This is a genomic window from Streptomyces sp. NPDC051109 (genome assembly GCF_044455885.1).
In the GTDB taxonomy this organism is placed as follows: Bacteria; Actinomycetota; Actinomycetes; order Streptomycetales; family Streptomycetaceae; genus Streptomyces.
The window spans coordinates 283302-297044 of the sequence record NZ_JBITFF010000006.1 but is presented as its reverse complement, the minus strand read 5'-3'; the positions used below and the strand labels follow the sequence as shown (position 1 = coordinate 297044).

The window sequence follows — 13743 nt, the reverse complement described above, 5'->3', positions numbered from 1 at the left end:
CTTTCTGGAACGGAACATGAGCACAGTCATTGCGAGCTGCACCCGCGGAGCACAGGCGCTCCCGGCACACCTGACCGCCGCCGAGGGAATCGGACGGCCGGGCGACCTCGTCATCGCCCGTGTGGTGAAGGTGGGGGCCTACCGGCAGGTGGAGAACACCCACGGGCGGGACGTCCGGATCAGGGCCGGTGACGAGATCGTCGGCGTGCTCGGCGACCGCCACTCCACCACCTCGATCTACGGCGGCCTGCCCGAGGGCGGACTCGCCGTCACGGCGGGGACCCCGGCCGACCTGCTGGCGGTCGGCGGCGTCATCGGCATCGCCGCCTCCTCCCCGGCCTCCCTCGGCACCGCGACCGCCCTGGAACTGGTCGGTCTCGCCACGGACGCCGAAGGCCGCGTCGTGCGCCTGGAGCCGCAGACCGCGTCCTCCGTGGCCGGAACACCGATCGTGTTCATCGGCGGCACCGCCGCCGAGGTCGGCAAGACGACGTTCGCCTCCGCCCTGGTGAACCACCTGGCCACCCGTCACGGACTCCGCGTCGGAGTCACCAAGTTGGCCGGTACGGGGCGGCTGCGCGATCTGCTGACCCTGGCGGACGCGGGTGCGCACTGCGCGGCCGACTTCGTGGACGCCGGTCTCGCCACCACCTACGGCCACGCGGCGGACACCGTGGTGGGCTCGGCCCGTCACCTGGTGGGGCGGCTGACCGAGCAGGGCGCGGAGATCATCGTCGCCGAACTCGGCGGTGACCTGTGGGGTGCCGGCATCCCGGACGTGCTGCGCGACGCGGACCTGGTCGCCGCGGCCCGCGCCCTGGTCCTGGTCCCCTCGGACACGATGGCCTCGCTCGGGGCGGACACCTGGCTGTCCCTGAACGGCATCACCATCCCCGCGGTCCACGGCGTGCCGCACCGCAACGTGATGGCCGCCCGGGAGCGGGTCGGGCGCGGCATGGGCGTCCAGCTGGTCGACCCGCACGACGAGCAGGACATGGAGCGCATGGTCCGCGAGGTGCTGCTGCCCGCCCTCGCGCCGGCCGGCAGCGGGGCGGGCGCGCGATGAGCGAGCACTCCTCCCACCTCGTCCTCCTGCTCGGCGCCGGAGGGATATCCCCGGACGCCGCGTTGCGGGCGGCCGCGAAGGTCACGTCCGAGGTGAGCGTCGTGTGGTACGAGGGCAACGCCTCCGGCGCGGCGGTCGAGGGGCTCCGCCGACAGTGGGCCGGGTCGTTCACGGGCGAGTGGCTGGCCGTCGCCGACCACTTGACCATCCCCGACGTGCTCGTCGACCTGCACGGGCGGCGGCCGGTGCAGGGGGTGGCCACCTTCGGTGAGCCGCTGATCGTGGTCCAGGCCGAGGCGCAGCAGCGGCTGGGCCTGCCGGGAAACCCGCCCGAGACCGTCCGCACCGCCCAGTCGAAGCTGGCACAGCGGCGCCGGCTGCGGGACGCCGGGGTGGAGAAGGTCCGCTTCCACGAGATCGCGGACGAGGCGGACATACCGGTGGCCGTCGCCGCCGTCGGCTTCCCCGCCGTCCTGAAGCCCGTTCACGGCGCAGCCAGCTTCCTCGTGAGCAAGGTGCACGACGAAGCGGAGCTGCGGGAGCGGTTGCGCGAGGCACTGGAGGCGTACCGGTCGTCGCCGCTGTTCGACCCCGAGGCGCTGTTCGTCCTGGAGCAGCTCCTCGTGGGTTCCCCCTGGTACGAGGAGACGGGGTTCGGCGACTACGTCAGCGTGGAATCGCTGGTCGAGGACGGCCGCGTCGTCCACGTCGGCGTCACGGACAAGCTCCCGCTGCACGGCTTCGTGGAGACCGGCGACGTGGTCCCCACCTCGCTGCCCGCCGACCGGCGCCAGGAGGTGCTCGACCACGCGGGCCGGATCATCGAGGCCATGGGCATCCGGTGGGGAGCGACCCATCTGGAGCTCAAGCTCACCCCGGACGGCCCGGCCTGCATCGAGCTGAACGCCCGTCTGGGCGGCCCGGTGGGACACCTGCTGCGCGCCGCCAGCGGGGCGGACATCGAGGCGGACATCATCCGGCTCGCGCTCGGACGCTCCCCGGAGGGGAACTACCAGGGGCGGCGGTACGCGCTGTACCGCTCCGTACCGCCGCCCCCGGTGGCCGTCACGCTGGTCGGCCAGACGCCGCGGGAAGAACTGCTCGAGCGCTTCCCGGAGCTGGTGTTCTGCAAGACGCGCTTCGCCCCGGGCGCGGAACTGCGGCCCGAGCAGCCCTACAACGTCCTGACGTTCCTCGTGACGGGCGAGGACGTGACGTCCTGCCTGGCCACCGCCGAGCGGGTGACGGCCGCCTACCGCGCCGACTTCGTCTCGCCGGCCGACGGCAGCCCCGTCCCCTTCTCCGCCTCGTCCCACTGACCCATCCGACGGAAGGCCAACATGCACACCACCACCGCGGGTTCGACCACGGCCCGCGATCTGCTGCACAGCCTGGTGGACCATGGCTACACCCTCGCGACGGGTGTCCCCTGCAGCCTGCTCAACGGCGCGTTCCGACTGCTGGAGGAGCCGGGTGACGACCCCCGGCTCGCCGGCCTGCACTACCTGCCCGCGCCGCGCGAGGACAGCGCGATCGGCATCGCCTCCGGGGCGGTCGTGGCCGGGGAGCGCGCCGTGGTCCTCATGCAGAACTCCGGCCTCGGCTACTGCCTGAACGTGATCACCTCGTTCAACCTCATCTACGACGTGCCCGTGCTGCTGATCGTCAGCTGGCGCGGCCACGACGGCAACGACGCCGTCGAACACGACGTGATCGGCGCCGAACTCCTGCGGCTCCTGGACCTGTTCCGCCTGCCGTACACGGTCCTCGACCCCGCGGATCCTGCCGGGTCCGTCTCCACCGCGATCGACATGATGGACAAGGAGCAGCGCTGCGGCGTGCTCATCGTCCGGGAAGGCATCTGATGCCCGCACCGCTTGCCGCAACCGTCCCCGCCGCGCAGCTGAGCCTCTCCGAGGTCATGCGCGAGATGATCGCCCGTCACCCGGACGCCCTCATCGTGTCGACCTGCGGATTCACCAGCCGGGAACTGTTCAACGCCGCCGACCGGCCGGGGAACTTCTACCTCGTCGGCTCCATGGGCATGTCCGCCCCGGTCGCGCTCGGCCTCGCGCTGGCCCGCCCCGAACGCACCGTGATCGCGCTCGACGGCGACGGCTCGCTGCTCATGAACCTGAGCGTGCTCCCGCTGGTGGCCGCCTCGGGAACGGAGCTGCTGCACGTGGTCGTCGACAACGGCATGCACGAGAGCACCGGCGGCCAGTCCACCGTGCAGCGGTCCGATTTCGTGGCTCTGGCGCTGGCCGCGGGCTACCGGGCCGCCGCCCGGGTGGAGACCTCCGAAGAACTCCGCGCGGTCGAGCTGCCCGCCGGTCCCACGCTGCTGCACGCCCTCACCGGCCCGCGCGCGGACGGACCCGGCCGCCGGGTCACGCACTCTCCGCAGGAGATCGTCGAGCGCGTGCGCGCGGCGGCCGGACGCCCGGCGAGCTAGCACTCCGAGCTTGCGCCCTTCCGCTCTTCGAGGCCGTTCTCCTCGACCCATCGACTTCCACCTCATCGAGATCCTCATGAAGGAGACACCCATGTCCAAGACCCGTACGCTGCGCGCCGCCCTCACCGGTTCCTCGATCACCCGATTCATGGGCGCGCACAGCGCACTCAGCGCCAAGCTCGGCGAGGAGGCGGGCTTCGAGGCCATCTGGGCGAGCGGGCTGGAGATCTCCGCCGCCCGCGCGCTGCCGGACGCGAACATCCTGTCCATGGCGGAATGCCTCGAGGCGGCCGCCGAGATCGCGGGCGCGGTGGACATCCCGGTGCTGGCCGACTGCGACTCCGGCTTCGGCGGTGTCGGCAACGTCGTCCACATGGTCCGCTCGTACGAGGCCCGCGGGCTGGCCGGCGTGTGCATCGAGGACAAGCAGTTCCCCAAGATGAACAGCTTCGTCGAGGGCAACCAGGACCTCGCCCCGATCGGTGACTTCGCCGCGAAGATCACCGCGGCGAAGGAGGCCCGCACCGACGAGGACTTCGTGGTGGTGGCCCGCATCGAGGCCTTCATCGCGGGTGCCGGGCTGGACGAGGCGCTGCGCCGAGCGGCCGTGTACGAGGCGGCCGGTGCGGACGCCCTCCTGATCCACTCCAAGCGCTCCACCGCCGAGGAGGTCTACGCCTTCCGCGCCGCGTACCGGGGAGCGCTCCCGGTCATCGTCGTGCCCACCACGTACCCGCAGGTCACGGCCGCCGAGCTCGGGGACAACGGCTTCGGCGGGGTGATCTACGCCAACCAGGGCCTGCGCGCCTCGATCAGCGCGATGCGCGACGTCCTCGCCCAGATCGCCGGCGCGGGTTCGACCTACACGGTGGAGGGCTCCATCGCCACCCTGAAGGACGTCTTCGCGATGCAGAACGTGGACGAGCTGCTCGCCCGCCAGGAGCGCCACGACGAGCTGACCGCCGCCTACTCCGCGATCGGCTGACGCTGCCGCAGCGCAGAGTGCCGACCCACAGAAAGGGAACATGATGGAGCCTCGCCGAACGGCCGGTGACCAGCGGACCGCCGAGGTGTGGAACGTCATCGCGGACCAGCGGTGCCCCGCAGGATCGGGCCGGACCCAGGAGAACCGCAATCCGGGCGACCTCGCGGATCTCGTCAGCCGGAGCCCCGATTCCACGGCGGCCGACGCACAGGAGGCGGTCGGGGCCGCGCAACGCGCGCTCCCGGCCTGGCGGGCCCTGGGGCCGATCCGGCGAGGCGCCATCGTGATGAAGGCGGCCCGTCTGATCGACGCCCGCAGGGAGGAGTTCGCCGAGGCGATCACCCGGGAACAGGGGAAGCTGCTGCGCGAGGCCCTGGGAGAGGTGGACCGGACGGTCGCCCTCCTCGAGTACACGGCGGGAGAGGGGCGGCGGCTCGGCGGCACCACACTCCCCGCGGACGACCCGCGGACGCTCGCACTGACCCGGCGGGAGCCCATCGGCGTGGTCGCACTGGTCACGCCCTGGAACTTCCCGCTGGCGATCCCGGCGTGGAAGGTGGCTCCCGCCCTCCTCGCAGGGTGCACCGCGGTCCTCAAGCCGTCCCCCCTCACCCCGCTCACCGCCTCCCTGCTCGTCGACTGCTTCCTGGAGGCCGGGGCGCAGGGCGGCGTGCTCAACCTGGTCCACGGCGGACGCGAGGTCGGCGAGGCGCTGGTCAAGGACCCGGCCGTCGCCGGGATCTCGTTCACCGGCTCGGTGGAGGTGGGCCGCGCCATCCACACGGCCGGTGCGCCGCGGTTCCTGCGCACCCAGCTGGAGATGGGCGGCAAGAACGCCGCGCTGGTCCTCGCGGACGCCGACCTCGACGCCGCGGCCGACGCCATCGTGACCGGGGCGTTCGGGCAGGCGGGCCAGCGGTGCTCCGCCACGAGCCGCGTCGTCGTCGACCGGGCCGTCCACGACGTACTCGTGGAGAAACTGGCCGCGCGTGCGGCCACGCTGCGGGTGGGCAGCGGCCTCGACGCCGATGCGCAGCTCGGTCCGGTGGTCAGCGCCGACCGGCTCCGGGCCTGTCTGGACGGGACCCGGCATGCGCTCGCCGAGGGCGCCGTGGCCGTCACCGGCGGGGACCGCCTCACGGAAGGCGTCCCCGACGGCTACTTCATGGCCCCCACGGTCCTGGCCGGGGTGCGGGAGGACAGCTACATCGCCCAGGAGGAGATCTTCGGCCCGGTGCTGTCGGTACTCGTCTGCGACGGGTTCGAGGACGGTCTGCGCATCGTCAACTCGGTCCGCTACGGCATGGCCGCGGCCGTCTTCACCGCCGACACCTCCCTCGCACTGGAGGCCCTGGAGCGCATCGACGCGGGCATGCTCCACGTCAACCGCCCGGGCGTCGGCGCCTACCCGCACATGCCCCACATCGGCGCCAAGGAGTCCCAGTACGGGCCGGCCGAGTGTTCGCCCCAGGTGTGGGACTTCTACTTGGAGTGGCGCACGGCCTGCATCGCGTACTGACCGCGGCCGACGGCCGCTGCCGACCGAAGCGTTCGACACGGAGTACCGCGGTCCCGGACCTCAGGCGTCCCGGGACCGCGGTACTGCGCCCCGGTCTCGGGTGCGGCCGGTGACCCTAAGATCTACTCGTCCCTGAAACCGCGGGAGAGCGCGGGCGCCCCGCTCCCCGACCCGACTGGAGGGCGCATGCCCACGATCAGCTTCCACTACGACAAGTCGCTGATAGCGCGCATCGTCGATGCCGCCGAGGACGAGACGCTCCACGTCACGCTCACGCTCGGCGCTGCCGGTGGACTCCAGGCAGCGGAGCCGGTCGTACCGCACGGCCCTCTCGCCCCGCTCATGAACGCCGGCCTGCTGCCCGCCGGTACGGTCCTGGCGCTCCGGCGGCCCGGGACGGACTGGGCCGGTTCAGCGGTGGTCACCCCCCGGGGCAAGCTCCTCGTCGAAGGCCGCGAGACGCCCTTCCCGTCGCCGTCCACGGCCGCGACCGCCGTCACCGGAAACATGGTCAACGGCTGGACCGTGTGGCACACCCCGGACGGGCGGACCCTCGAGGACCTCAGGCACGAAGCCGGAGCGGACTGACGAGCGTTACCGCCGGCCCCGCCGCGGACGCGACACCCGTCGTGCCGCACACCTTCATCCTTGTCATGTGCATGACTTATCGACCCTTCCCGGCTCCCGGCGCCCGAGCGCGTCGGCGGTCAGCGGCCGTTCGCGGGCCGCGACTCGACGAGCGTGAACACCGCGCCCTCCGGGTCGGCGACCGTGGACACCCTGCCGGTCAGCCCCTCGCGCGGCGGCTGGACGACGCGCCCGCCGAGCCGTTGGACCCGGGCCGCGGCCGTGTCGACGTCCTCCACCTCGAAGTACGTCATCCAGTGCGGGCCCCGGTCGTGCGGGAGCGAGCGCCCCACCCCGTGCACGGCGGCGACCGGACGTCCGTCCAGCAGCAGCGTCACGTAGTCGAAGTCGGAGGTGGCCGTGGCGTGCGTCTCGGCCTCGTGGCCGAAGACGTGCTCGTAGAACTTGCCGACGGTCGAGGTGTCCTGCGTGACCAGCTCGGCCCAGACCGGGGTGCCGGGGACGCCGGACAGCCGGGTCCCGATGTGCTCCTCGGCCTGCCAGATCCCGAAGATCGCCCCCAGCGGGTCGGAGCAGATCGCCACCCTCCCCTCGCCGCCCGCGTCCAGCGGGCCCACCGCGACCGTGCCGCCGCAGGAGCGGATCGTCTCGGCCGTCGAGTCCGCGTCGTCGGTGGCGAAGTACGTGGTCCAAGCCACCGGAAGGTGCCGGTCCGGCGGCATCTCGCCGATGCCGGCCACCTCCTGGCCGTCGAGCAGGGCGCGGACGTACGGGCCGAAGGGCTGGGGGCCGGGCTCGTACTCCCAGCGGAACAGGTCGGTGTAGAAGGCCTCGGTGGTCCCGAGGCCGCGCACCATCAGACTCGACCAGCACGGCGTGCCGGGCGGGCGCCGCGTTTCTTCCGGTTCCTCGGTCATGTCAGCCGTCTCCTCCGTCGTCGCTCATCCCGGACCAGATGCTTCCACTACGGCGGGTCCGGCGCGCCTCGACCGGCCGGGTTTCACCGACGCGGGGAGAGATGACCGAATCGGTGCGGCCTGTCGGTGCCGGGCTTGTGACACGGGTTGCGGAGGGGGGAGGAAGATGGGCCGTATGACTGCGAACTCTGCGCCCCCCGTGATCGTTTCCGCCGCCGAACTGATGGACGAGCTGGCCGGGCCACGGCCGCCGGCCTTGCTCGACGTCCGCTGGCAGCTGGGCGGTCCGAACCTGCGCTCCGCGTACGAGGCGGGCCACCTGCCGGGGGCCGTGTACGTGGACCTCGACCGCGAACTGGCAGGTCCGCCGGGAGCCGGCGGGCGCCACCCGCTGCCGCAGCCGGAGGAGTTCGGTGCGGTGATGCGCCGCTCCGGGGTCTCGGCGGACGCGCCGGTGGTCGTGTACGACGGGGGTCTCGGCTGGGCCGCCGCACGGGCCTGGTGGCTGTTGCGCTGGACGGGTCACACGGACGTACGGGTGCTGGACGGGGGACTGGCCGCGTGGACGGCTGCGGGCGGCCCGGTGACAGCCGATGCCGTCACCGTTACGGAGGGCGATTTCAAGCCAAACGCGGGGGCGCTGGGGCTGCTGGACGCGGACGGGGCGGCGGCGCTCGCGCGCAGCGGTGTCCTGCTGGACGCACGGGCGGGGGAGCGGTACCGGGGCGAGGTCGAGCCGATCGACCCGGTCGGCGGGCACATCCCGGGAGCGGTGTCGGCGCCGACGGCGGAGAACGTGGACGCGGACGGGAAGTTCCTCGCGGCGGACGCGCTGCGGGCGCGGTTCGCCGGGCTGGGCGCCGCGGGCGGGGCGCCGGTGGGGGTGTACTGCGGTTCGGGCGTCTCGGGGGCGCACGAGGTGCTCGCGCTGGCGGTGGCCGGGATTCCGGCCGCCCTGTACGCGGGCAGCTGGTCGGAGTGGTCCGCGGACCCGGCCCGGCCCGTGGCCACGGGCCCGGACCCGCAGTAGCGGGGGCTGCGCCCGGCACGACCCGCGTCCCGGGCGGGCGGTGCCCCGCCCGGGCTACTCCTGTTTCTTGCGGCGGGTGCCGAAGACGATCTCGTCCCAGCTCGGGACCGCCGCACGGCGGCCCGGGCGGACGCCGTCGGCCTCCGCCTGACGGTCCGTGGTGCCCGTCAGGCGGTCGCGGTGGCCCGCCACCGTGCGCGGCATCAGCACGTCCGCGTAAGCGGAGCCTGCGCCGGCGCTCGCCGAGGCCGCCGGGGGCTCCTCCGCCTCCGGCTCCTCCTCCGCCGGGGGCTCGGGGCGTTCCGGGACCACCAGGTCGCCGCGGAAGCTCGGTACGGCCTCCAACAGGCTCGTCAGGGTGTCCCGTTCCTCCTCCGGCTCCGGCGCGGGCGCCGCGCTGGCGGCAGCCCGCTCCAACTGGCGGTCCAGGGCGCGGTCCAGCGGCCTGTCCCTCGGCAGCCGCGCGATCCGCGGCACGAACGGGAAGCTGGGCTCCGGCGTCGCCGGCAGGTCGTCCGCCTCGCCGATCAGCGAACGGGCCTCGTCGTCCACGGCCACGACCAGCCGGCGCGGCGGGTCGTACGTCCAGCTGGCCGAGTGCGGTTCGCCCGCGACCCGGTAGACCAGCAGGACCTCCCAAGTGCCGTCGTCGCGGCGCCAGGAGTCCCACTGCACGGACTCCTTCTCGGCGCCGCGCAGCGTGAGCCGCTCCTGCACGGCCTCGCCGAGCTGGGGTCCGGTGTTCTCGCCGGGGCGGCGCACGGGGGTCTTGCGGGCCCGCTCGGCCATGAACGCGCGCTCGGCCAGCACCGGGCCCTCGAAGCGGCGTACCCGGTCGACGGGGATGCCCGCGAGTTGAGCGACCTCCTCAGCGGAGGCACCGGCCCGTATGCGGGCCTGGATGTCACGGGGGCGGAGGTGGCTCTCCACCTCGATCTCGATCTGGTTCAGGCGCGCGCGGTCATTGCGCACGGCAGCCCGCAGCCGCTCGTCGATCGGAAGCGTGTACTCCGTGCTGTCCGCAGCCTTGAGCACCAGTCGTGTGCCGTCATTTGAGACGGCCACGACACGCAGTTCGGGCATGGGGACCTCCCGGGTGGTGCCTGCCGACGTCACGTGCGTCGCTGCTTCCGCTAGTCGAGTGTGGCCTGCCCGGGTGCAGCCTGCCACAACCTTGCCGAGTTCAACCGGCGTGTCGGGCATGCGCCCTTGATCGCCGTTATGGCACGGTTACCTGTTGGGCACACACAGTGACCGAATGATTACTGTGCGCATCAGGAATGCGTGCAATGCCGCGGCATCACCGGTCCGAGTGCCGTTTCTCCATCAGTCGGCCCCCTCTCCCGAGTCCGGACATCCGTAAGGAAGGACGGCCCCAGGGCTCGCCACAGTACTCCATTCGGGCCACCTGGGTGGACCGCCGCGCCGCCGAACTTGTCGTGGGTGGCGGCAGTTGGGCTGCCCCGAATCGGGCGGGACCTGTGTCCCCGCCCGATTTCGCGTGTCCTGCTTCACAGAATCCCCAGAAACGGAACTAATCGTTTCGCTCAGTGGTCAGTAACTGCTGAGAGCGGTGAGGCGCGAAACGTCGCGAGAGGCAGAACACACAGGGGATGAGGATGGGTCAGAAGGCCACGCCCGAGGTCGAACCGGGGTCCGTCACGGACGGTGCGGACGCCGCGGAAGGCGTGGGGAAGAAGCTCGATCTGAGCGTGGCCCAGATCGCGGGCTCCTCCCTCGCCACCGTCGCCGCGGCCCTGCTCGCCTCGAAGCTGGGTGTCTACGGCACCATCCTCGGCGCCGGCGTGGTCAGCGTGGTCGCCACCGCGGGCGGGCCCGTCATCCAGCACTTCTTCAAGCGCACCGGCGACCAGCTGCGCGACAGCGCCCGCCCCAGGGCCCGTCAGGTCCCGCTGTCCGGTGAGGAGAAGGCGCCCGACGGCACTCTGCCGCTCCGAGCGGCGGCGCCCTCCGAGGAGTTCGGCGAGGCCACCGTCCACGGCACCCGCGTACGGGGCTGGAAGCGGACCGCGGTGGCCTCGGGCGCGGCCTTCGCGATCGCGCTCGGCGGCCTCGGCGCGTACGAGGCGTTCTCCGGCACGGCGATCAGCCAGGGCGGCGGAACCATCTGGTCCGGCGGCACGCACAAGGTGGGCGACGAGCGGCCGGCCGACCCCGGCAAGGAGCCCGGCACCGGCGGGAAGGGCGGGGCGACCCCGGAGTCCGGGACCTCCCCGAGCCCCTCGGCTCAGCACGGCGGCCGGGGCCCGAGCCGGAGTCCGAGCCCCGACCCGTCGTCCCCGGACTCCTCCGACTCCGGTGGTCCGGCGCCGAGTCCGAGCCCGCCGACGCCGAGCCCGGAGCCCACACCCCCTCCGACCCCGACGCCGACACCCACGCCGACCCCGAGCGGCAAGGGGCGGCAGCAGGCTCCCTGAGCCGGGCCGGGTGGTGTCGTCGGGGTCCCGTCCGGCCGGCGGGGGCCTTCTAGCCGCCCAGGACCCGGCGCAGGTAGTCGTTGCCGAACAGCCGGTCCGGGTCCAGCCGGTCGCGCAGCGCGGTGAACTCGCCGAAGCGCGGGTAGACGCCGGCGAAGTACTCCGCGTCCCGCGTGTGCACCTTGCCCCAGTGCGGCCGCCCGCCGTGCGCGGTGAAGATCCGCTCGGCGGCCGTGAAGTAGGCCTGGTACGGCGTGCCCTTGTACATGTGCACCGCGATGTACGCGGTCTCGCGCCCCGAGGCCGTCGACAGCGCGATGTCGTCCGCCGGAGCCGTCCGCACTTCCACCGGGAAGCTGATGCGCAGCCCGGAGCGGTCGACCATCGACTTGAGCTCCCTCAGCGCCTCCACCACCTGCTCGCGCGGCAGCGCGTACTCCATTTCCACGAACCGCACCCGGCGCGGGCTGGTGAACACCTTGTACGGGATGTCCGTGTAGGTGCGCGCGGACAGGGCACGGCTGGCGATCCGGGCGATGGAGGGGATGGTCGCCGGGACGGCGCGGCCGAGAGAGTTGACCGCCTGGAAGATCCCGTTGGACAGCAGCTCGTCCTCGACCCAGGCGCTCACGGCCCCGGGCGGGGCGGCGGGGCCCTGACTGCGGTTGTTGCGCTTGGTGTTGCAGTTGCCGGTGTGCGGGAACCAGTAGAACTCGAAGTGCTCGTTCTCCGCGAAGTGCTGCTCGAACTCGGCGGTCACCCGGTCGAAGCCCATGGGCTCCTCACGGGCGGTCAGGAAGAAGACCGGCTCCACGGCGAAGGTGATGGCGGTGACGATGCCGAGGGCGCCGATGCCGATCCGGGCGGCTGCGAAGACGTCCGGGTTCTCCTTCTCGGAGCACGTCAGCAGCCGTCCGTCCGCCGTGACCAGCTCCAGGGCGCGGATCTGGGCGGCTATGGAGGCCGAGTCCCGGCCGGTGCCGTGGGTTCCGGTGCTGGTGGCGCCGGAGACGGTCTGCTCCATGATGTCGCCCATATTGGTGAGCGAGAGACCCTCCCGGGCCAGGGCCACGTTCAGGTCCTTGAGCACCGTGCCCGCGGCCACGGTCACGGTGCCGGCGGTCCGGTCGATCTCCCGTATCCCGGCCAGCGCCTGCGGTCGTACGAGCACTCCGTCGGTCGCCGCGGCCGCGGTGAAGGAGTGCCCCGTGCCGACCGCCTTGACCTTCAGCCCGTCCTCGGCGGCCCGGCGCACCGCCTCCTGAAGCTCCCCGACCGAGGCCGGGGCCACCACACGGGCGGGCGTGGCCGTGACGTTGCCCGCCCAGTTATGCCACGCGGTCGCCCTGCTGTGCTGCCCTGCTGTCGCCGTCCCCATCGGTTGCTGGCTCCTCCCCTTGCGCCGGCTTCGACAGCCGGCGGTATCCCGCGAACGCAACCGCCGCCGCGGCCACTCCCGACGAGATGGAGACGACGTACCCGCTGCGCGCCCCGGAGGCGTCGATGACCAGTCCTGTCACCGACGAGCCGACCGCGACGCCGACCGCGAGGCCGGTGCTGATCCAGGTCATGCCCTCGGTCAGCTTCGCGCGTGGTACGTGCGCCTCGATCAGGGCCATCGTGGTGATCATCGTGGGAGCGATGGCGAGGCCCGAGACGAAGAGCGCCACGGCCAGAAACGGAAGGTTCCCGGCCAGTAGGAGGGGGATCATACTCACGGCCATCGCACATACGCCCAGTACCCAACGGCGTTCGGTCCTGCCCTTGAGGTGGAGAAGGCCGAAGACGATGCCCGCCAGGCAGGATCCGAACGCCCAGATGGCCAGGATGAAACTCGCCGAGGACTTGTGCCCCTGCTCCTCGGCGAAGGCCAGCGTGGACACGTCGATGGAGCCGAAGATCGCGCCGGTCGCCACGAACGTCGCCGCCAGCACCTGGAGTCCGGGGGAGCGCAGGGCCGACGTGCGGTTCCCGTCCTCCTCGCGCGGGTGCGGCTCGGGCTCGGTGGAGCGCTGCGCGGTGAGCAGCCAGACCCCGACGAGCAGGCAGAGGGCGGCGATCAGCGGGCCGGCCTCGGGGAACCAGGTGGTGGACAGGCCGATGGCGATGATCGGGCCGAAGATGAAGCAGACCTCGTCCACGACGGACTCGAAGGAGTACGCGGTGTGCAGTTCGCGCGGGGAGTCCCGGTAGATCACGGTCCACCGGGCGCGGACCATCGAGCCGACGCTCGGCACGCAGCCCGCCACGGCCGCGCAGACGAAGAGGGTCCAGTCCGGCCACCCGTAGGCGGCGGCCACCAGCAGGACGGCGACCGAGGCCACGCAGATGAGGGTGGCGGGACGCAGGACCCGCCGCTGCCCGTACTGGTCCACCAGGCGGGAGACCTGGGGGCCGATGAACGCGGCGGCCAGGGCCAGGGTGCCGGTCAGGGCGCTCGCCATGGCGTAGCGGCCGGTGATCTCGGAGATCATCGTCAGGATGCCGACGCCGACCATGGATATGGGCAGGCGGCCTATGAGGCCTGCGGCGCTGAACCCCAGGGTGCCGGGGGCAGCGAATATCGCGCGGTAGGGACTGGGCAAGGTGCCCTCCGTAAGGGACGTCATTGGCCCATACAGGTTATGGCCGCCGACGAGGCACCCGCACGGGGAGAATCCGGACCACGGCCCGGACCAGGAGCGAGATCAGGAAGTTAGGGTTACCTTACCCAGGTTCGGTGCGGGTGCGCCGCCGGGCCGGTTC

Annotated in this window: 13 protein-coding genes; 9 read left to right on the top strand and 4 right to left on the bottom strand. The window is 72.5% G+C overall.

Going from position 1 to position 13743, the window contains the following annotated elements:
- Window positions 1–16 precede the first annotated feature (16 nt).
- From ACIBAD_RS14455 to ACIBAD_RS14425, 7 genes are all read left to right on the top strand, one after another.
- The gene (locus tag ACIBAD_RS14455) at window positions 17–1066 is read left to right on the top strand and encodes a hypothetical protein (protein WP_134070531.1); all 1050 of its coding nucleotides are present in this window, start codon (window positions 17–19) and stop codon (window positions 1064–1066) included.
- Window positions 1063–2385, top strand: coding sequence for an ATP-grasp domain-containing protein (locus tag ACIBAD_RS14450; protein ID WP_134070529.1), 1323 nt, complete (start codon window positions 1063–1065; stop codon window positions 2383–2385). Before ACIBAD_RS14455 ends, ACIBAD_RS14450 begins: the two co-directional genes overlap by 4 nt.
- 21 nt (window positions 2386–2406) lie before the next feature.
- A complete protein-coding gene (locus ACIBAD_RS14445; RefSeq protein ID WP_376018118.1) occupies window positions 2407–2931 on the top strand; it encodes a hypothetical protein in 525 nt (174 codons plus the stop codon).
- On the top strand, window positions 2931–3521 hold the full coding sequence (locus ACIBAD_RS14440; RefSeq protein WP_134070527.1) for a thiamine pyrophosphate-dependent enzyme: 591 nt from the start codon (window positions 2931–2933) through the stop codon (window positions 3519–3521). Before ACIBAD_RS14445 ends, ACIBAD_RS14440 begins: the two co-directional genes overlap by 1 nt.
- Window positions 3522–3612: 91 nt before the next feature.
- Entirely contained in the window at window positions 3613–4506 is an 894-nt protein-coding gene (locus ACIBAD_RS14435; protein ID WP_134070525.1) for an isocitrate lyase/phosphoenolpyruvate mutase family protein, read from the top strand.
- 40 nt (window positions 4507–4546) lie between these two features.
- Window positions 4547–6025, top strand: a complete 1479-nt coding sequence (locus ACIBAD_RS14430) for an aldehyde dehydrogenase family protein (protein WP_398906759.1) — start codon at window positions 4547–4549, stop codon at window positions 6023–6025.
- Between the two features lie 186 nt (window positions 6026–6211).
- Window positions 6212–6613: a DUF4357 domain-containing protein gene (locus tag ACIBAD_RS14425; protein ID WP_134070523.1), complete on the top strand. Its 402-nt coding sequence runs from the start codon at window positions 6212–6214 to the stop codon at window positions 6611–6613.
- A gap of 119 nt (window positions 6614–6732) precedes the next feature.
- On the opposite strand, the gene ACIBAD_RS14420 is transcribed toward ACIBAD_RS14425, so the two are convergent.
- Entirely contained in the window at window positions 6733–7530 is a 798-nt protein-coding gene (locus ACIBAD_RS14420) for a VOC family protein (RefSeq protein ID WP_398906757.1), read from the bottom strand.
- A 175-nt stretch (window positions 7531–7705) separates the two neighbouring features.
- Here ACIBAD_RS14420 and ACIBAD_RS14415 point away from each other — a divergent pair, with 175 nt between their 5' ends.
- On the top strand, window positions 7706–8560 hold the full coding sequence (locus ACIBAD_RS14415) for a sulfurtransferase (protein ID WP_398906755.1): 855 nt from the start codon (window positions 7706–7708) through the stop codon (window positions 8558–8560).
- Between the two features lie 54 nt (window positions 8561–8614).
- Here ACIBAD_RS14415 and sepH read toward each other — a convergent pair whose 3' ends face one another.
- Window positions 8615–9643, bottom strand: a complete 1029-nt coding sequence (gene sepH, locus ACIBAD_RS14410) for a septation protein SepH (protein WP_398906753.1) — start codon at window positions 9641–9643, stop codon at window positions 8615–8617.
- Window positions 9644–10179: 536 nt separating this feature from the next.
- Here sepH and ACIBAD_RS14405 point away from each other — a divergent pair.
- Window positions 10180–10998 (top strand): hypothetical protein, encoded by an 819-nt coding sequence (locus tag ACIBAD_RS14405; RefSeq protein ID WP_398906751.1) that lies wholly within the window; start codon window positions 10180–10182, stop codon window positions 10996–10998.
- Between the two features lie 49 nt (window positions 10999–11047).
- Here ACIBAD_RS14405 and ACIBAD_RS14400 read toward each other — a convergent pair whose 3' ends face one another.
- Window positions 11048–12376 carry a D-arabinono-1,4-lactone oxidase gene (locus tag ACIBAD_RS14400; protein WP_398906749.1) on the bottom strand — a complete coding sequence of 443 codons (1329 nt, stop codon included), beginning with the start codon at window positions 12374–12376 and terminating at the stop codon, window positions 11048–11050.
- Window positions 12327–13583, bottom strand: coding sequence for an MFS transporter (locus ACIBAD_RS14395; protein ID WP_398906747.1), 1257 nt, complete (start codon window positions 13581–13583; stop codon window positions 12327–12329). Before ACIBAD_RS14395 ends, ACIBAD_RS14400 begins: the two co-directional genes overlap by 50 nt.
- Between the last annotated feature and the right edge of the window lie 160 nt (window positions 13584–13743).

Excerpts from the sequence above, each read along its gene's own strand:
- ACIBAD_RS14455 (WP_134070531.1), top strand. The coding sequence starts at position 17 with ATGAGCACAGTCATTGCGAGCTGCACCCGCGGAGCACAGGCGCTCCCG.
- ACIBAD_RS14450 (WP_134070529.1), top strand. The coding sequence starts at position 1,063 with ATGAGCGAGCACTCCTCCCACCTCGTCCTCCTGCTCGGCGCCGGAGGG.
- ACIBAD_RS14445 (WP_376018118.1), top strand. The coding sequence starts at position 2,407 with ATGCACACCACCACCGCGGGTTCGACCACGGCCCGCGATCTGCTGCAC.
- ACIBAD_RS14440 (WP_134070527.1), top strand. The coding sequence starts at position 2,931 with ATGCCCGCACCGCTTGCCGCAACCGTCCCCGCCGCGCAGCTGAGCCTC.
- ACIBAD_RS14435 (WP_134070525.1), top strand. The coding sequence starts at position 3,613 with ATGTCCAAGACCCGTACGCTGCGCGCCGCCCTCACCGGTTCCTCGATC.
- ACIBAD_RS14430 (WP_398906759.1), top strand. The coding sequence starts at position 4,547 with ATGATGGAGCCTCGCCGAACGGCCGGTGACCAGCGGACCGCCGAGGTG.
- ACIBAD_RS14425 (WP_134070523.1), top strand. The coding sequence starts at position 6,212 with ATGCCCACGATCAGCTTCCACTACGACAAGTCGCTGATAGCGCGCATC.
- ACIBAD_RS14420 (WP_398906757.1), bottom strand. The coding sequence starts at position 7,530 with ATGACCGAGGAACCGGAAGAAACGCGGCGCCCGCCCGGCACGCCGTGC.
- ACIBAD_RS14415 (WP_398906755.1), top strand. The coding sequence starts at position 7,706 with ATGACTGCGAACTCTGCGCCCCCCGTGATCGTTTCCGCCGCCGAACTG.
- sepH (WP_398906753.1), bottom strand. The coding sequence starts at position 9,643 with ATGCCCGAACTGCGTGTCGTGGCCGTCTCAAATGACGGCACACGACTG.
- ACIBAD_RS14405 (WP_398906751.1), top strand. The coding sequence starts at position 10,180 with ATGGGTCAGAAGGCCACGCCCGAGGTCGAACCGGGGTCCGTCACGGAC.
- ACIBAD_RS14400 (WP_398906749.1), bottom strand. The coding sequence starts at position 12,376 with ATGGGGACGGCGACAGCAGGGCAGCACAGCAGGGCGACCGCGTGGCAT.